The organism is Bacillus sp. JAS24-2, from assembly GCF_008274905.1.
GTDB lineage: Bacteria > Bacillota > Bacilli > Bacillales > Bacillaceae_G > Bacillus_A > Bacillus_A cereus.
Window position 1 is genome coordinate 4,770,207 of record NZ_CP031068.1, and the last position, 18,896, is coordinate 4,789,102.

Here is an 18,896-nt window from a genome sequence, read left to right on the forward strand (position 1 = left end):
TTGACAAAACACTTATTTCTTATCCTGTATCAAATTCCTATAAAGAATGTAAAATGTGCATTAAACATAGTCTTAAAAATAAAATAAAAAAGGCAGTGCTTTTGCACTGCCTTCCTAAATTCTGACATAGAATGGATTTCATATTAACTTGCGTTTTGTAGTAATACTCGTTTTAACTGCTTACGGAAACGAATACCTAACGTAACCGCTACAATCACAATAACTCCAAAAATAATTTTACCGATATGACCTTCTAGCACTCCAAAGATATCATGTAAGTTTCCACCTAACCAGTAACCACCGATTAAGAAGAATGATACCCAAAATAGAGCGCCTGAATAAATTGTAATGGCCAAACGACGGAATGGTAAATTAATAATTCCTGCAAAGTATCCTGTGAAATGACGTACACCAGGAATAAAGAAACCAATAAAAATTAGGAAGTACCCATACTTATCAAACCACATTCTCGTTAAGTCAATTTTTCTTTGTGTTAAAAATACGTATTTCCCATACTTTTGAATGAAAGGCATACCTAATTTATTTCCTAAAAAGTATTGAATCGTCATTCCTACACTTGTCCCAATAAAGGATAGAATAATTAAAATCGGTAAACTTAAATCACCCTTATGTGCTAAAAATCCCGCATATGCTAATGTTGGCTCTCCCGGAAACGGAAGTGCAATATATTCTAACAGCAAGCCGACAAGTACAACATAATACCCGTATTGCTGAAATAATTCATGAATCCATTCCATGTCATCTCTCCTTTCAATCACGTACAACTTCTTACTATTATTGTATAAAAAAATTGTCGAAATAACTATCACAATAGCTTACATTTTTATTACATTTTTGTAAGGGTCACACTAATGATTTTCGTTCTTTATTAAATAGTAAAAATTATTTTCCAAGTCGCAATAGCGAAAAGACGCATTAATAACATGCAGATTTTATCCATTTTTTAGCACTAAAAAAGCTCTCTTATTTTGTTCTCAATAAAAAACCATCACAAACTCATGCTAACTTCATATTAGCTTCATATACGTATTGTAAGATTATATCGGAATTTGTTGAAAAATTTAACCAATATATGACTAGGCATTAATTTGAATAAATATAAGTCGTTTTTCGAAATTGAAAAAAGGGTGAATACGAAATGGAAGCATATAAAATGCACGATTTTATTAATACAAATGTTGAATCTCATCAAAATGAAACCGTTTTTAATTTACAAATATGTGAAACAAGTGAATTTGACGTAAGTTTAACAAAATCTACAACACTATCTTTTATCGTTTCAAAAAAGAATATTAAAATTGTCACGAAAAAATGGATTAATTCAAATCAAGAAAGCATGATTGGCAAAAGCTACATCATTCCAACAAAAGCTTTTCACTATTTCTTACCAATCATTTCTGAAAATGAAGATGAGCTAAATATTCAAGTTCAAAGTTTTGGACTACGTGGTGAGCTTTTATTAAATGAAAGATTACTTATTGATAACAACAAACACAACAGCAAAATCACTACATTCTTTGAAACATTAGATGAAAATGTAAATAAAGCATTACGAGGATTACAACTTCATTGTATGTAAGACTATTACGATAGTAAAAGGAGAATAACAATGAAAAAATTATTATTAAGCGCACTATTATCATTAGGATTTTTAACTCTTCCATTCGCTAGTGCAGAGGCAGCTACAACGAAAGATCAATTAATCGTAGACACTCAGTTAAATAAAATGGATTATTATCAGGATGGAAAATTTATAAAAAGTTTTACTGTCGCTACTGGAAAAGCTGCAACACCTACACCTAAAGGCACTTTTCAAATCGTAAATAAAATTAAAAACCGCCCTTATTATACAGGCAAAATTAAAGGCGGCGATCCACGTAATCCACTTGGTGACCGTTGGCTCGGATTAAATATGGCAGGAACTTACGGAACAACTTATGCGATTCACGGAACTAACAATAATCAAGCAATCGGCAAATGGACAACACTTGGTTGTATTCGTATGTATAACAATGATATACACTGGTTATTTGAGCGCGTTCAGCAGCAAGCTACTGTCACTGTAAAATAGCCTAAAAACAAGATTTATGTGTAGCCAAGAATTTTATGTCTTGGCTTATTTTATTTATTCATTTACAGTAGCAAAACAACTGTATTTACATATATAATAGGAATAGATTTGATTAGCTAATATCTAAACATTGATAAACGTAGATATTAAAATTATACAGTTATAATGTTTTATAAATTTTATAATACATACTATAATAGAACTACTGTAATTCTGAACTATTCAGTAACACTAAACTATTCCCCTTGCTACCTTCATGATTATTTTATAGCGGGGGCTTATTATATGTATAAACAATCTGAGTCACTCGAAAAATGATGAATTCGAATATTGCAGTAAAAAGCGTTATTTAGGAGGTGTTACTATGACGCATATACTGGTGATTGAAGACAACCCAGATATACAAGAACTTATTCGTGAATTTCTAATGGCACAAAACTTTACAGTTGATGTAGTTGGTGCTGGAACAGAAGGTATTCTTCTTTTCCAAAAAAATTCATACGATCTTGTCCTCCTCGATGTAATGTTACCAGATATAGATGGCTATAGTATTTGTAAAATTATGCGAGGACAATCTGATGTACCAATCATTATGTTAACAGGCTTACATAATGAAGAAAGTGAAATTAAAGGATTTGAGTTAGGTATTGATGACTATATTACGAAACCGTTCCATTACACTGTATTTATTAAGCGTGTAGAGGCTGTATTAAGAAGGGCAGCAACGAAGGAAGCAGAAGCTGCAACTATACTACAATTCCATGAATTGATGTTAAACTCTACAGCATATGCAGCTTATGTTCATGGTAATCAAATTGAATTGACAACAAAAGAATTTGAAATTATTTATACTTTACTGCAAAATCGAGGAAAAGTATTATCAAGAAGTGATTTGTTGAATAAGGTATGGGGCTATGAACATTATGGTGATGTAAGAGTTATAGATACACATATTAAAAACTTAAGAAAAAAATTAGGAATTCCTTATATTAAAACGGTGAAAGGCATTGGCTACAAAATCGAATCGTAGCAAAGACAACATCACCAAAAATATTTTCATCAAAACCTTATTATTTTGTATTCTTTTATCACTTTGTCTTTATCAAATTATTTACTTTCTAGCTTCAAACTACGATAAAGAACGTTTTGCGAAAGAAAATGGAACGCCGACTACAGAACAGGCCGATTCAGATAAGCAAAACGACGGAAGTAAAACGAAGCAAAATAAAGCTGTGTCAAAGGGGAGTATTTCTAATTTCCAATCTTCTATTATAGATTATAAATCTCTTTCTACAGCTATCAATCACCTTTTGCAGCCTAGCCAAACTGCAAAGGCAAAAGAACATACACAAAATCTTTCGGGGAAAAATAGCACTTCTAATCCGCCTACAGAAGCAGAAAAGAAAGCCGCTAATAATGATGCCTTACATACACAAAATGCAGCAAGTAAAACAAATGATACAAATGATAATCCAAAGTTAGCAGATGCGTTGCAGCAATTAGCTCCACATATTGGCGCGACAATGCTTGCATTATCACTACTCGGATCATTAATTTATACAAAACTAATTGCCAAACCTTTTCAATATATGAGTGATGCTTTAAAAGATATTATGAATCTTGATTTCTCCGATAAAAAGCTACTTAACAAAAATGCAGATCAAACAGATTTTAATTTGCAAGTAGCTGCTTCACAAGTACCAAATATTGTGAAGAATTTACATGCAAGCAATCAAGATTTAAGAAACGAGCTCAAGAAGGAACAACAATTAGAACAATCTCGTAAAGAATTTATGTCTATGGTGTCCCATGAATTAAAAACACCAATCGCAGCCGTTATGGGACAACTAGATGGCATGATTCACGGAATTGGAGCTTATAAAGATAGAGATAAGTATTTGAAACGTTCCTACGAGATGATGCAAGACATTAACATATTAACGGAAAAAATGTCGGAATTATCCAAAATACAAAACCCTCAATTTAAACCGAATTTAGAAGTCATTTCTTTATCTAATATTATTGAGGATGTTATGAAGAAAGTAGATTACTTTGTATCTGTAAAACAATTAAATGTACAATCTAATATTAAACACGACGTACAAATTTTAGCTGATCCTAAATTTATTCAAACTGCTATTTTTAACATTATTTCAAATGCAATTCATTATACAATTGACCATCAGCACGTATATATAAAGCTTTATGAAAAACCAAATGGTTACGCATTAGAAGTATTAAATACAGGTTCACAAATTGATGAAGATAAACTTGCTCATTTATTTGAGCCTTTTTATCGCGCAAACCCTGATAAACACGGTTTAGTACAAGGTAGTGGTCTTGGATTATATATCGTGAAACAAATATTAGATAAACATCAGTTTCCTTACGGGATACAAAACACAGCTCAAGGTGTAAAATGCTCCATTGTATTCCCAAAAGCAATGTAACATTCACTATAATTACATACCCCAAACTCATACTTCATGTGTGAGTGGCGGAATTTTGTAGAGTGTCTTACTCTGTTTCGTTCGCCCGTTATCCTTATTTGGATAGCGGGCGTTTTTTATTACTTAAAAGGAGGATTTTTTATGGAAAAGTTTAAATATTCATTGCTCGTTTTATTCGGTGCTTGCAGCTACGGCATACTTTCAACTATTTTCAAACTCGGATTCATAAATGGATTTTCAGCACATCAACTCCTAGGGGGACAATATGTCTTCGGATGGATTGGACTATTTCTACTCGTTCTTTTCTTTTCACATCATAAAGTAACAAAAAAACAATTTTTTTCATTACTAACCGTCGGAACAACAATGAGTATGACTGGGATTTTTTACGCTATTTCTGTAGAAGAACTACCCGCATCTATCGCTGTCGTCCTACTCTTTCAGTTCACTTGGATTGGTGTCATTATCGAAGCCATTGCAAATCGAACATTTCCAAGCCGCGATAAGATCATATCTATCCTTATTTTATTTGCTGGTACATTGTTTGCAGGTGGTGTATTTGAAGGCCTCGGACAAAGTTTTTCTACGAAAGGGATTATCTTTGGGCTATTAGCTGCGGTCTCTTTTTCATTCTATGTTTTTGCAAGCGGGCGCGTCGCTACGGATGTTCCGCCTTATACGAAAAGCTTTCTTATGACAACAAGTGCTACTCTTATCGTATGCCTATTCTTTCCGCCAACCTTTTTAACAGACGGTGCTTTGCAAGCTGGCCTATGGAAATATGCTTTCTTCCTCGGCTTGTTCGGTGTTGTCGTACCTGTCATTTGTTTTTCAATCGGTGTACCAAAGGTTGGAACAGGGCTTAGTACGATATTAGGTGCAGCTGAATTACCAACTGCTATTATTGCTTCAATTACACTTGTACATGAAGTCGTAACGTTCATGCAGTGGATTGGAATTATTTTTATATTGGTTGGGATCTTCACTCCTCAGCTGCTTACGGCTAGGAAAGAAAGGAAACACAATCGCGTGCACAGCGCTTGAAAAAATACAGAATTTATATAAAAGATATAACTGCAATTAAAATAAGTAAATTTATCTGGAGGTATAAATGACTATTTTAAGCATCGTATTTTTTGCTATTATGTGTATCTTCTTCCTAATAAGATATATGAAAGAAAAGAAATTTTACGATTTACTTCTCGTTCCCGTTTGTATATATGCAGGAGCAGTGAAAACTCCTTTCGTAGAGTACTTAAACTTTAATACTACATTTAAAATAACGTATGATATTGCAGCTATTATTCTTGTAATCCTTGCTGTACTTTTCTTTTTGAAAGATAAGAAAGAGAATCATACTGCATAACAAAAGACCTTTCATTTACTTGAAAGGTCTTTTTCTCTATCTCATTTTACCGCTCCATACAGCTTCTCTATCTCATGCTCAATTTGTTTTACATCGATTCGCTCAAATAATGGCTGCACGCTATCAATTCTACTTGGCAACGTATTTTGCGGTTCCCAATTTCGGTTCACAATCGACAATGTGTTTCGAACTCTTTCACTTGAAAATGGTAAAAATGGTTCAAGGAGATGGGCAAAATTAGCGATAAGATACACACAGTTATAAATCGTTTCTTCACATGAAACTGGATCATCTTCTCTTTGTTTCCAAGGCTGCTTTTCATCAAAATGTTTATTTGCAAAACGTACTGTATCAAATATTGTTTCTAGCGCCACCTTAAATTTAGTTTGCTCAATCGCCTCTCCTACACGCTTATATAATCCTTCTACTTTATCTTTGAGCTCTACCTCAATACTTCCCTTCGGCACGATACCACCATAATATTTTTCGATAAACTTTAATGTCCGGTTCACAAAGTTCCCGTATGCACCTAATAATTCACTATTATGACTGTAAATAAATTCCCGCCATGAAAAATCAGTATCGCGATTTTCTGGTGCGTTGACAGTTAAAAAGTAACGAATAGAATCTGGATCATAGCGTTCTAATATGTCAGGCACCCATACTGCCCAGTTTTTACTTGTAGATAATTTTCTTTTTTCAACTGTTAAATATTCATTCGAAACGATATGACGCGGGATTGCTTCCTCCCCTATTCCAAGTAATACCGCTGGCCAAATGACGGAATGAAACGGAATATTATCCTTTCCGTGCACATAATATGTTTTCGCTTCGCTATCCCAAAACTCTTGATCATCTTTCCCTGTTTCTTCAGCCCAATGTTTACTCGCTGAATAATAGCCTGTCACTGCTTCAATCCATACGTAAATTTTCTTATCTTCATACCCTTCTACTGGAATTGGTACCCCAATTGGTAAATCACGTGATACGGCCCTATCTAGTAATCCTTCCTTTACATATCTCTCTGTTAGTTGAATCGCATTGTCGCGCCATGTCCCTGTTTGTTTGGCAATTTCTACAGCTCTTTTAATTTGCTGCTGAAATGTATACAATGCAAAATAGAAATGCTCTGTTTCCTCTACAGATGGCGTACTACCACATAACTTACATTTCTTTTCTAACAAATCGAGAGGATCTAAAATAGCAGAACAAGCATCGCATTGATCTCCTCTTGCTGCTTCATGGCAATGTGGACATATTCCTTCTACATAACGATCCGGTAAAAACTGCGTACACGTTTCACAATACGCTTGTTCCACTGTTTTTTTATAAATATGTCCTTCTTCTAATAAACGTAAAAAAACATTTTGAACCGTTTCATGATGGTGCTCACTATCTGTACGTGTATAACAATCATAAGTAAAACCAAGGCTACGAAAACATCGCTGGAACTCTTCATGATACTTATCAGCAATTTCTTTCGCTGTCACACCTTCTTGTTTTGCTCTAATTGCAATCGGTGTTCCATTACAATCACTCCCTGAAACATACAGCACATTCTCACCTTTTGCCCTGTAATAACGCGCTAAAATATCTCCAGGTAACAAACTCGCAATATGGCCAAGGTGTAACGAACCATTTGCATACGGCCAAGCGCCTCCAATAAAAATACTCATCTTACATTCCTCCTTTTAAATATAAAAAGCCCCGCCCTTATCTTAAAAAAGATAAGGGCGGGGCTGTATAAACAGTCGCGGTACCACCTTATTTCGCTAATTACTCACATAATTAGCCTTAACAAGTACGGAGCAATATGCTCTTATACTGTGGTTTTGATAACGAGTACCAACTCTCGTCGCCGCCTACTATTATCATTTGATAAGTTCAGGACGAAGCTCAAAGGCCATTGTTCAAATGAATATTCTTGCTTCTTCTCAGCTACCGAAGCTCTCTGGAAAGAATGTGTTCATCCTACTTTTCCTTTTCAACGCTTTTACGTATAAAAAGTATTGTACGACTTAATCACGGAAAAATCAAACTTTTATCCAGAAAGAAAAGGAAATCCCATCCCCCTGCCGAATAACTATACGTTCACAAAAGGAGTGATAACATTGAACCAAAAACAACTAAGCACTATAAATGAAAAAAGCTGGAATGCAGCTGCTTATGAAGCTTAGACGAATCGCCACGGGGCACCAGCTGATTATGCGAAAAAAATCATGAAAGATCCCACGCGCGAAGTAGCACATTATTTACCTTACATAAAATCCCCAAAAGGAAAATGTATTATTAATTTACTCGGCTCAAAAGGAAATAAAGCTGTCGCACTCGCCCTTTTAGGCTCTGACGTAACAGTTGTTGATATTTCAGCAAGTAATGCAAAATATGCAAATGAACTTGCTGATGCCGCAGGCGTCTCTATTCATTACATCGTTTCTGATGTACTAGATGTAAATCTCTCCAAATCATTTGATATCGTATTACTGGAACTTGGTGTACTTCATTACTTTCTAGATTTAAAACCACTTTTCACAACAATCTCTCAACTACTAAAGCCCGGTGGAATACTTATCCTTCGCGATTACCATCCAATATACACAAAGCTATTAGGAGTAGACCATCCATCATTTCGAGCAAGTGGAAATTATTTCGATGAAGAATTAATTGAAGATGATGTTGCTTATAGCATCCTTCTTACAGAAGCACAGAAAGAATCGCTACCTAAAACAACCATCCGTCGCTGGACGTTAGGAGAAATCATTACAACACTCGCGGAAGAACATTTTAAAATTGAAAAACTAGTTGAAGAACACGGACCTCATCAAAGATGGCTCTTCCCTTCTACTGCACCGGAAAGAATCGAAGAACGTATCCCTGGTCTATATACAATAATTGCGACAGCATGCAAAAAAGGATCCCTTCACGGATAGGATCCTTTTTGCATGCTCACGCATATAAGTTGAGGTTGGAGATTACCATAATTCTGTAGAATAGGACACAAGATATTTCAACATTTCGTCTCTGACTTACGTCGTCAAAAAGGGGTATGACCAACATAACGAAGAGTAATGTTTTAGTTGATACTGATAATCGTTATCAACTAATTAGAAGTATACATGATGTCATTTCAAATTTCAATAGCATTTCTAATATTTATTTATGAATTTTATGATATGCAAATGTATACATTTTAAGAACTTTTTCTAATACCAATCTGACTCCTTCCATTATCTGCTATAATTTTCATTGAACAGATTAATAACTTCATAATAATGTTTTTATTAATTTCGTTTTAAATATCTATAAATTATAATAAATAGTTTAAATGAGGGTAGGGGTAACGATGAAATATGTTAGTATTCGAAAAAAACTACTGTTCACACTCTTAAGCATTTCTTCTTTATTTAGCATTGCTCTTATTGTTATTCTTTCATTCGCCATGAATCAAGCAAGTGAAATCGAAACGTTAAAAAATGATGTATCAAAAAGAGCGACGATTTTAAAAGAACGTGGCGATTGGTTCCAAGCACAAGTTGCTGGTTTACAAGAATATTTACTATCACATGATCAAAAAGGATTAGATAAGTTCAACCGAGAAGGGAAAAAATTAGCTGATACTAGAGAGAAAGTAACAAGTGACAAGAAGCTCCCAGAAGGAATGAAAGAAGCTATTTTAATGGGGGGAAAATGGCGTAGCGTCATAGATAATGAGGTACTACCTCTTGCGCATGAAGGAAAATGGGACGAAGCATCCAAAATTGCTTTAGCACAAACAGATTATGTAAATGATCTTTTAGGTCGTTTTAATAAATATACAAATGAAGAGAATGAGAAACGTGACGCATTAATTGCTGACGTCGAGTCTTCTTCATCACTTATTCAATATATTATTTTCTTCTCACTCATTACATGTACATTAACGTCTATTTTATTAGCATGGTGGTTCTCTGGTAAACTCGTTAAACCAATTCGACAAATTGATGAGAAATTAAAAGAATTAGCTTCTCAAGATGGAGATTTAACGGCTAGATTACACGTAACAAGTAAAGATGAAATAGGTGACATTGCAAATTCCTTTAATCAAATGCTCACTAACTTACAGCTTATAATAAAACAAGTTCAACAAACATCAACAAGTGTAAAAGAAGCTTCCGAAAATGTATTTATCGAAACGACTGCTTCTATGGAAAATACCGCAAGGACCCAAGAAACTATGAATGCTCTTGAACACAATATTCGTTCACAAGTTTCTAGCATTGAAGAAAGTTCAACTGCAATGGATGACATGGCAACGAGTGTTCAGCGTATCGCTGAGTCCGCCTCTTCTGTTACTAGTTTAGCTGTTACAACTTCAGAAAAAGCAGATGATGGGAATAAAGTCATTGAGAAATCTATTACACAAATGCACACAATTAACGAAGCTGTTAACGCTACATCACAAGTAGTTGAGCGACTCATTACACATACAAATCATATCGATACTGCACTTCAATCTATTTCGAATATCGCCGAGCAAACAAATTTACTCGCTTTAAATGCTTCTATTGAAGCAGCTCGTGCTGGTGAACATGGAAAAGGATTCGCTGTTGTTGCTGATGAGGTTCGAAAACTTGCTGAACAATCTCAACTAGCCGCAACTGACATTAACCATTTACTGCATCAAATTCAAGCCGATACTAAAATAGCAAATGACATGATGACACAAGGTCAAGCAGAAGCTTCTGAAGGAATTACTGTTATTCGTACTGCCGGATCTTCATTCTCAGAAATTGTTAACCACATTAACAAAGTCTCTACGCAAATGCAAGAAATGTCTGCAACTGCTGAAGAGATGGCTGCAAGCTCTGAAGAAATGAACGCAGCTTTAAATAATATCGCCTCTATTTCAAATGAAGTTGCTGCAGAAACATTACAAACAGCACATTCAGCTGGTGATCAAGTAAACAAAATGAGTATCGTGGCTAACAAATCATCTGAAATGAAAACAATCGTACAAGAACTTGAAGTTCTCGTCTCTCATTTCAAAACAAACGCTTAAAGTGAACCTTTCGCTTGTAATGATACAAGCCCAAAGGTATAGGAAAGAAAATTTTACAGTCTCTCTTTTTTCAATTTAAAATATCTCTTTCTATCTCTCATTCCGTCTGCTATAATTCCTAAAGGAAATAAGAAAGCTTTATTCCAACTGGAGTAAAGCTTTCTTTCAATTTTTTACATTTATTAATTCTAATACTAAGATTTCACAAAGGAGGCTTTTAATTATATGAATTTTGTAAGTATCAGAAAAAAACTTATGTTCATGATGGGAACGATTTGCGCTTTATTTGGCATCGCCTTAGCTTTTATTTTATTTTTTGCTATTGACCAATCTCGTAAAGCTGAAACATTACAAAAAGAAATTTCTCCACTGGCAACAGAATTGAAAGAGCGTGGAGACGCTTATCAAGTACAGCTATCTGCTTTAAGAGGTTATTTACTACAACATGATCAAGTCGAATTAGACAAGTTTAATGAGATGAGTAAACGTCTTGAGGATTCAAAAGATAAACTTCTTTCTAATCCAAATCTTCCTTCGTCCGTAAAAAGTACAATGGAATTAGGGTCTACTTGGAGAAAGTTCGTTGAAGAAAAAGTATTCACTCTTGCAAAAGAACAAAAATGGGAAGAAGCTTTACAAGTAGCTTCTTCAGAAAATGGCACTGTCTATAAAGTAATTGGTGACTTCACAAATTACAGTAATGAACAAGCTAAATTACGTGAACAATCTATTGAACAAATTGATCAATCTTCACTAGGAATTGAATATGCAGTCTTTCTATCACTTGTTATTTGTATTGTCGTTGCAATTATTCTTGCATGGTGGTTCTCTGGTAAACTGGTGAAACCAATTCAACAAATTGACACGAAACTAAAAGAATTGGCCTCTCAAGAAGGTGACTTAACGGCACGTCTACAAGTAAATAGCAACGATGAAATAGGTGCTATCGCAACATCATTTAATAAAATGTTAGAAAACCTACAACATATCATTAATCGTGTTCAAAAAACATCAGTGGAAGTGCAAACCGCTTCTGAAAATATGCTAGAAAAAACAAATACATCACGTGAGGCGACATTAAGAGTCCAAAGCTCGATGTCCAACTTAAATGCAAGTATTCAATCACAAACTTCTAGTATGGAAGAAAGTTCAACTGCAATGGACGATATGGCAGTAAGTGTTCAGCGTATTGCTGAATCTGCTTCATCTGTAGCGGAACTTGCTGTTGCCACATCTGAACATGCTAGCGATGGAAGTACCGTTATCCAAAAATCTGTTTCACAAATGACAACAATACACGAAGCTGTAAATGCTACGTCAGAAGTGGTTGAACGTCTAATCACTCATACGAAATATATTGATACTGCTGTACAATCTATTTCTAATATTGCTGAGCAAACAAACTTACTTGCTTTAAATGCTTCTATTGAGGCTGCTCGTGCTGGCGAGCAAGGAAAAGGATTTGCTGTCGTAGCTGACGAAGTTCGAAAACTTGCTGAACAATCTAAAACAGCTGCAACAGACATTAATCAATTACTACATCAAATTCAAAATGATACAGAAACTGCTAGCTCTATGATGTCTCAAGGCCGTTCTGAAGCATTTGAAGGTATCAATGTTATTCGTGAAGCTGGTACTTCTTTCACAACAATTGTGGAACAAGTAAATAAAGTATCTACTCAAATGCAAGATATATCAGCAACTGCTGAAGAAATGGCTGCAAGTGCTGAAGAAATGAATGCTTCACTTAATAACATCGCTTCTATCTCTACTGAAGTATCCAGCGAAACTGCCGCAACGGCACAATCTGCTGAACAGAAAGTTATCGTTATGAATGAAATGACAGTAACTGCTAGAAAAATGAAACAAACAGTTGAAGAGTTAGATCAGCTCGTATCTCATTTTAAAACAGAATAGATGTTCAAAAAATATCCCTCTTGCGAAGAGGGATATTTTTTTGAGCTCATTTCCTGCACATTATGCTCATTTCCGTTATAATGAGAATCGATATCATTAAAGTGTAGGAGGGGCTGCTTATGTCACAAGAAGCATTTGAAAATAAATTACTTGCCAATTTAGAAGCTGTTATTGACCCTGAACTAGGTGTTGATATCGTTAATCTTGGATTAGTTTATGATGTTACAGCAGATGAAAATAATAATGCTGTCATTACGATGACTATGACTTCTATCGGTTGTCCAATGGCTGGGCAAATCGTATCAGACGTTAAAAAAGTATTATCAACAAACGTACCTGAAGTTAATGAAATAGAAGTAAATGTCGTTTGGAATCCACCGTGGTCGAAAGAACGTATGTCACGTATGGCGAAAATCGCATTAGGTATTCGCGACTAAATAAAGTGGAAATTTCATCATTTGCGGATAGCGGGATAAAGAAAAGACCTGACTAGGATGTCAGGTCTTTTCTCTTATTATTTTACACCTACTGCATCATAAGCTTTCGTTACAGCTTGTACAGCTTTAGAGTTTTTACCGTATAAATCTTCAGCTGACTGAAGTGCCGCTTGACGCATCATTTTGAAGTCAGAGTTTGCAGTTAAATATTTCGTAAGAGCACGGTAGTAAATTTTTTCTGTCGCTTCACGGCCCACTCCAGTTACTTTCACGCCGTAATGATCCCCGCCTTCAGATACTAAGTATGCAGCTTTATTGTTAATACTGCTGTTAATATGAACGCCGCCATTATCAGCTGTTCCAGTGTAACGTTTACTATAGTGATCTGGGTAACCTTCACTTGGTTTTAATGGGTTTGGAATAGACGCTGGGTCTTTAAGAGAGCGAAGCGCATCACCAGGTTTATCAGGTGTATAAATATCAGCACCTAAATCCCAGCTCTTCTTCTCAACCATAACACCCATAATATCAGATAACGATTCATTTAACGCCCCTGACTCATTTTTGTAAACAAGGTTTGCTGTATGTTCAGTTACAGCATGCGTTAATTCGTGACCGATAACATCAAGTCCAGCAGATAATGGAATGAAAGTTTTTCCATCTCCATCACCATACATCATTTGCACACCATTCCAAGCTGCGTTATTCCAAGCTGTACCTACGTGAACAGTTGAAATAAGCTTCGCACCTTTATCATCGAAAGAGTTACGATTAAATGTCTTTTTGTAGTAATCATATACTTTCCCTGCATTTACATGCGCATCAACTGCAGCTTTATCTTCGAAGAACTTAGATTTACTTTCAACTTCTTCTCCTGTATATCCAAGCCATTGTGAGAATAAATTAAACCAGTTCTCGTCCATATTTTCTGCATCAAATGTATGAACACCTTGTCCTCGTTTACCATCAAACAAGTTGAATTGTCCTGTTTTCGTATCTTGAGCAATTTCAAATGATTGTCTAGCACCTAATACTCCGTAACCAAATCCAGTAATGTTATCTACAGCGTTATATTTCTCAATAACATTTCCATTCGTTGCATCAACAAAATAATGCCAATACCCTGGAGCTGGTTTTGAAATCGATGCCTTAACTAAGTATGCAAGGTAGTAATTACCGTCCTTTTCATATACAAATAAATCTTTTTTCACACCATCATAACTCTTTACTTTACCAATTTCTTTCTCAATATCTGCCTTTGCAATTGTTTCTGCTTGTTCCGCAGTAATGCTTGCAGCTGCAGGAATATTTTTATCATCTAAATTCGGAATAACTTGTCCGAAGAATGCTTTTACATTATTCTCTTTATCAAGTGTAACAGTTTGATCAGAACCGTACACAGGAATGTTATTATGTTTCTCAACTAGCTTCACATGTGTCGTATCAGATTCAGCGTCTTTTTCTTCCCCAACGATATTAAAATGCTTTTCAATATTTCCTGCTAATTTAAACATATCTTTCTTACTCTCTAAGTATTGAAAGACTGTCTCTTTTTTATCTAGTCCTTCCGGTGCTTTCCATTCTTCACCTATGTATGCAGGTGTTTTAAATTCTTGATGATATTGAATTTTTTGTTCTTCCGCTTTCGTTGTCGTTGCCCCAAACGCTCCAAATCCCCCGGCGATAACAGTTAACGCTAATGCTGATGAAATGACTTGCTTTTTCACTATAACATTCCCCATTCCCATAAAGATTTTTGACACTTTTATACAATTCTTATTTTCCCAGCCAATACCTCTACCCAAAATTTGAGAAACATTTTTCAGACAATTCCAATCAAAAAAAGAGGACATCTATCGGATGTCCTCTTTTCTATAAACCTTTTATTGTTTTTTCAATTCAATTGCTAAATAGTGTGATTGCTCTTTCGCTTGAATGTGAATATCTTCTTCTACAGATTCTGCCGCATCCCGCATAACAAACGTTTCACCATTGATTACACTGCTTCCTTCAATTTGTACAAGGTACAATTGACGGCCTTCTTTCACTGGAAAATGAATTTCTTTTCCAGCCTCTAATGATAAAGAATATAAATTCGCATCTTGGTGAATTTGAATTGGTGCATTTCCTTCTACTGAAGATACCATATGGAACCATTCATCTTCACGCTTGCTCCAATCAAATTTAAACTCACCATAGTTTGGTTTATGATCTGCGCGGTCTGGTAAAATCCAAATTTGTAATAAACGCAGCGTTTCATCGCCTAAATTATGCTCGCTATGAAATACACCCGTGCCAGCACTCATATATTGAACATGCCCACGCTCAATCGTTCCGCGATTTCCCATGCTGTCTTCATGTGTTAAAGCACCATCTACAACGTAAGAAATAATCTCCATATCACGGTGCGGATGCATATCAAAACCAGTTTGCGCCGCTACTAGATCATCATTAATAACACGTAACGCTCCGAAGTTCATTTTATTTGGATTGTAGTAATTGGCAAAAGAAAAATGAAAATGTGTATTTAACCAACCATGATTTGCTCTGCCCATATTTTTATGATCAACTTTTCTAAACATATCCTTCACCTCATACTATCTCGAATTCGAGATTTATTTTAAAATTTTTTCTTACTGTAACTTTTTTAATAGTGTTAATAACTGCTTTTGTTCCTCTATATTTAAATTATGAAACTTCTCTGCTTGGAACGTTTCTTGAGGTGGGACGATTTCCTCATATAAAGCTCTTCCCTTTTCTGTTAAAGAAATATATTTCGTAGTACCCTCTTGTTCACGCAAAATCCACTCAAGCTGCTCCATTTTATTTAAAAGCTGCGTTACATTTCCTTTCGTAACAAATAGCTTATTTCCAAGTTCTTGCTGCGTTAAACGATTATGTCCTCCAACTTGAGCTAACACATCAAACTGGGCGGCAGATATATTCCATTTTTTCAAATGCTGATTCGTCTCACGAATACTCTTATTATAAAAGCGTGACAAACGAAACCATAATAGTAGCCCTAGTCTATCTTCTGTTTTCATTTCATCACCTCGCTCGTTTCATATCATTAGTTTAGAACTAAACTTTATAAAAGTCAAATACTTATTTTTAATAAGTGAAAAAGCACAGCGCTATTTCTCCACTATGCTTTACTTTAACTTTCTACTCTTATATTCATCCAATTTCCTCTCCGCGAACTTCCTCGCATCTTTTTCAATCCACCGCTCTTCGTACCGTTCACTTCCCACATACAATATATCTCTCTTATGTTGCATCGCATGGCGAAATTCATGCAGTAGCGTTTTGAGAACTTGCTCATACTCTTCCCACATACAAACGAAAATTAATTTCTTTTCTTTATGATAAAAACCACCTACTGGGAATAGGAACTCTTCTTCCTCTTCCCCTAATGATAGAAGTACATCATTTGCATCACACGTATCACAAAAAATAACGGGTGTTTTACATACTTCAATAAGAGAACACAAATCCTCTCTCAGCTTTTTGACATCCCAAGGAAGCTCCGAATCCAACACATACCAATTCTCTACCTGTTGATATACATTTTGAAACTGGAGTTCCATTTTTCTTTATTCCCCTTTCCAAACTCCCTTTTCCTATATGTATGCCACAATATAGTAAATATTAAACGTATTCTTTCATCCTTGAAAAAATGCCAATAAAAAAAGAATCTATGTCGACATAGATTCCTTTTCTGTAATCACTTTTTTTTCATCATTTTTTTTAATACAAAATAACCAATTGCACAAACAATAGCAGCAAGTGCAAAGTATTTCACATATGGCCCCGCAACTTTATTAATACTTTCCCACTCTGTTCCTAATTTAAAACCTAAATATACAAACACAATTGACCACGGAATAACAGCTAATGTAGTTAGCGTAATAAACTTAGCATGTGACATTTTCGCAATACCCGCTGGTATCGAAATAGCATGACGCACAACCGGAATAAAACGTGCGGTAAAGATAACGCCAGTTCCATAACGATTAAACCAATCTTCAGCATAATCAATATGTTTCTTCTGAATTAAAATATATTTTCCATATCGCTCAAGAACAGGTCTTCCTCCATATCGACCAATCCAATAAATGAATAGTTGTGCAATTACACCACCAATTGTACCGAACGCGACAGCGCCCCAAAATGTAATGCTTCCTGTTGATACTAAATAGCCTGCATAAGACAATACGATTTCACTTGGAATAACCTCTAGCATTAATCCAAGCATAATTCCCCAATAACCAAGTCCTTCTAAAAAAACTAAAACCGAATGAATCAACTCTCCTAACATCATGTACCTCTCTTTACTGTTTTCATCACCAAAATAAAAGTACAAGCAGGAAATATCTTGTACTTTTATTTTTTTAATTTAGTTAGTCTTCGTATCCCACTTAAAGATTTTATTTAAGAATTTATATACATTCTTCGACTCTTTTGTCAGAAGTGGGCCTAAAATGGATAGTATAAGCACGTATAGTGCTGAGAATGGTTTCAGTACTGACATTAAACCACCGGCGATACCGATATTAGCCATAATGATGGAGAACTCTCCTCTTGAAACGATTGTTAATCCGATATTTGTTGATGCTTTATGAGATAATCCAGCTTGTCTTCCTGCAATCATTCCTGCTACAAAGTTACCGATTATCGTAAGAAGGACAGCACCTAACGTTAACCATATCGCTCCGCCTAATGAGAACGGATCAATACTTAACCCGAAGCTGAAGAAGAAAATAGCTCCGAAAAAGTCTCTAAATGGAACAACAAGATGTTCAATTCGGTCACTATGCTCTGTCTCAGAGAAAACTAATCCTAGAAGAAGTGCTCCAATTGCTTCTGCAACGTGAATTGTTTCTGAAAAACCAGCAATGAAGAATAACGAAGCAAATACTACAATAATAAAGATTTCATCTGAGCTAATATTGAGCAATTTATTTAATAACGGCGTAGCCTTTCTAGCTACTATAAAGAATAGAAGCATATATCCTAAAGCAATTCCAATTGAAGTAAGGGCACCTAAGAAGGAAGCGTGATCTCCAAGTACTAAACCAGAAACAACTGATAAATATACAGCAAGGAATATATCTTCAAACATAATAATTCCTAAAATTAATTCGGTTTCATTATTACCAGTTCTTCTTAAGTCCACTAACACTTTAGCAACGATAGCGCTAGAAGAAATCGTAATAATACCCGCAATAATTAAGATTTCTAGTAATGGGAATCCCATTATAAATCCGTATAACAAACCAAGTGAAAAGTTAATTAAAATATAAATCGTTCCGCCAATCGCAATAGAGCGTCCAGATTTAATTAGTTTTTTCATTGAAAATTCTAATCCTAGATAGAATAGAAGGAATAGAACCCCAATTCGTCCAAGGAAGGAAATTACACTTGCACTTTCAATAAATTTGAGATCGATAACACCTATTGTCGGTGCATGCGGTCCTACTAACATTCCAAGAACGATTAGAAAAGGAATTACTGAGAATTTAAATTTCCCAGCAATTACTGCTGCAATTGCCACTAAAACTAAAGCTGTACCAACTTCAAAAATTAACGTATCCAT

At 35.1% G+C, this 18,896-nt stretch carries 17 protein-coding genes, 1 pseudogene and 1 other annotated feature; of the genes and pseudogenes, 10 read left to right on the plus strand and 8 right to left on the minus strand.

What is annotated here, in order from left to right:
* Positions 1-143: 143 nt before the first annotated feature.
* Positions 144-758 carry a DedA family protein gene (locus tag DN407_RS24910; RefSeq protein WP_149216688.1) on the minus strand — a complete coding sequence of 205 codons (615 nt, stop codon included), beginning with the start codon at positions 756-758 and terminating at the stop codon, positions 144-146.
* A 401-nt stretch (positions 759-1,159) separates the two neighbouring features.
* Between DN407_RS24910 and DN407_RS24915 the strand changes: the two genes are divergently transcribed.
* The 6 genes from DN407_RS24915 (at position 1,160) to DN407_RS24940 (ending at position 5,908) form a co-directional block, all read left to right on the plus strand.
* On the plus strand, positions 1,160-1,600 hold the full coding sequence (locus DN407_RS24915; protein WP_000388768.1) for a DUF3978 family protein: 441 nt from the start codon (positions 1,160-1,162) through the stop codon (positions 1,598-1,600).
* A 30-nt stretch (positions 1,601-1,630) separates the two neighbouring features.
* Complete coding sequence (locus DN407_RS24920; RefSeq protein WP_000735058.1) at positions 1,631-2,092, plus strand: L,D-transpeptidase; 462 nt, start codon at positions 1,631-1,633, stop codon at positions 2,090-2,092.
* Between the two features lie 364 nt (positions 2,093-2,456).
* Entirely contained in the window at positions 2,457-3,122 is a 666-nt protein-coding gene (locus tag DN407_RS24925; protein WP_000148833.1) for a response regulator transcription factor, read from the plus strand.
* Positions 3,100-4,542 (plus strand): sensor histidine kinase, encoded by a 1,443-nt coding sequence (locus DN407_RS24930; RefSeq protein ID WP_000201959.1) that lies wholly within the window; start codon positions 3,100-3,102, stop codon positions 4,540-4,542. The genes DN407_RS24925 and DN407_RS24930 overlap by 23 nt, the downstream gene beginning before the upstream one ends.
* Before the next feature lie 141 nt (positions 4,543-4,683).
* Positions 4,684-5,586, plus strand: a complete 903-nt coding sequence (locus DN407_RS24935; RefSeq protein ID WP_048568696.1) for an EamA family transporter — start codon at positions 4,684-4,686, stop codon at positions 5,584-5,586.
* Positions 5,587-5,653: 67 nt separating this feature from the next.
* Complete coding sequence (locus DN407_RS24940; RefSeq protein ID WP_000154132.1) at positions 5,654-5,908, plus strand: hypothetical protein; 255 nt, start codon at positions 5,654-5,656, stop codon at positions 5,906-5,908.
* Between the two features lie 41 nt (positions 5,909-5,949).
* Here DN407_RS24940 and metG read toward each other — a convergent pair whose 3' ends face one another.
* Entirely contained in the window at positions 5,950-7,584 is a 1,635-nt protein-coding gene (metG, locus tag DN407_RS24945) for a methionine--tRNA ligase (RefSeq protein WP_149216689.1), read from the minus strand.
* A 50-nt stretch (positions 7,585-7,634) separates the two neighbouring features.
* Positions 7,635-7,905: a binding site (T-box leader), on the minus strand.
* 114 nt (positions 7,906-8,019) lie between these two features.
* On the opposite strand from metG, the pseudogene DN407_RS24950 reads away from it, so the two are divergent.
* From DN407_RS24950 to DN407_RS24965, 4 genes and pseudogenes are all read left to right on the plus strand, one after another.
* Positions 8,020-8,838 (plus strand): annotated as a pseudogene (locus DN407_RS24950) (class I SAM-dependent methyltransferase).
* Positions 8,839-9,251: 413 nt separating this feature from the next.
* On the plus strand, positions 9,252-10,946 hold the full coding sequence (locus DN407_RS24955; RefSeq protein ID WP_098281365.1) for a methyl-accepting chemotaxis protein: 1,695 nt from the start codon (positions 9,252-9,254) through the stop codon (positions 10,944-10,946).
* Positions 10,947-11,171: 225 nt separating this feature from the next.
* Complete coding sequence (locus DN407_RS24960; protein WP_001012195.1) at positions 11,172-12,863, plus strand: methyl-accepting chemotaxis protein; 1,692 nt, start codon at positions 11,172-11,174, stop codon at positions 12,861-12,863.
* Positions 12,864-12,982: 119 nt separating this feature from the next.
* Positions 12,983-13,300, plus strand: coding sequence for a metal-sulfur cluster assembly factor (locus DN407_RS24965; RefSeq protein ID WP_000076422.1), 318 nt, complete (start codon positions 12,983-12,985; stop codon positions 13,298-13,300).
* 77 nt (positions 13,301-13,377) lie between these two features.
* On the opposite strand, the gene DN407_RS24970 is transcribed toward DN407_RS24965, so the two are convergent.
* From DN407_RS24970 to DN407_RS24995, 6 genes are all read right to left on the minus strand, one after another.
* The gene (locus tag DN407_RS24970; protein ID WP_033685825.1) at positions 13,378-15,027 is read right to left on the minus strand and encodes a M4 family metallopeptidase; all 1,650 of its coding nucleotides are present in this window, start codon (positions 15,025-15,027) and stop codon (positions 13,378-13,380) included.
* A 156-nt stretch (positions 15,028-15,183) separates the two neighbouring features.
* Entirely contained in the window at positions 15,184-15,882 is a 699-nt protein-coding gene (locus tag DN407_RS24975) for a pirin family protein (RefSeq protein ID WP_000488922.1), read from the minus strand.
* Between the two features lie 51 nt (positions 15,883-15,933).
* A complete protein-coding gene (locus DN407_RS24980) occupies positions 15,934-16,344 on the minus strand; it encodes a MarR family winged helix-turn-helix transcriptional regulator (RefSeq protein ID WP_000845467.1) in 411 nt (136 codons plus the stop codon).
* 108 nt (positions 16,345-16,452) lie between these two features.
* Positions 16,453-16,887, minus strand: coding sequence for a DUF3920 family protein (locus DN407_RS24985; protein WP_000422794.1), 435 nt, complete (start codon positions 16,885-16,887; stop codon positions 16,453-16,455).
* Between the two features lie 137 nt (positions 16,888-17,024).
* Positions 17,025-17,618, minus strand: coding sequence for an undecaprenyl phosphate transporter UptA (gene uptA / locus DN407_RS24990; protein ID WP_000900214.1), 594 nt, complete (start codon positions 17,616-17,618; stop codon positions 17,025-17,027).
* A 78-nt stretch (positions 17,619-17,696) separates the two neighbouring features.
* Positions 17,697-18,896 carry a cation:proton antiporter gene (locus DN407_RS24995; protein ID WP_000380223.1) on the minus strand — a complete coding sequence of 400 codons (1,200 nt, stop codon included), beginning with the start codon at positions 18,894-18,896 and terminating at the stop codon, positions 17,697-17,699.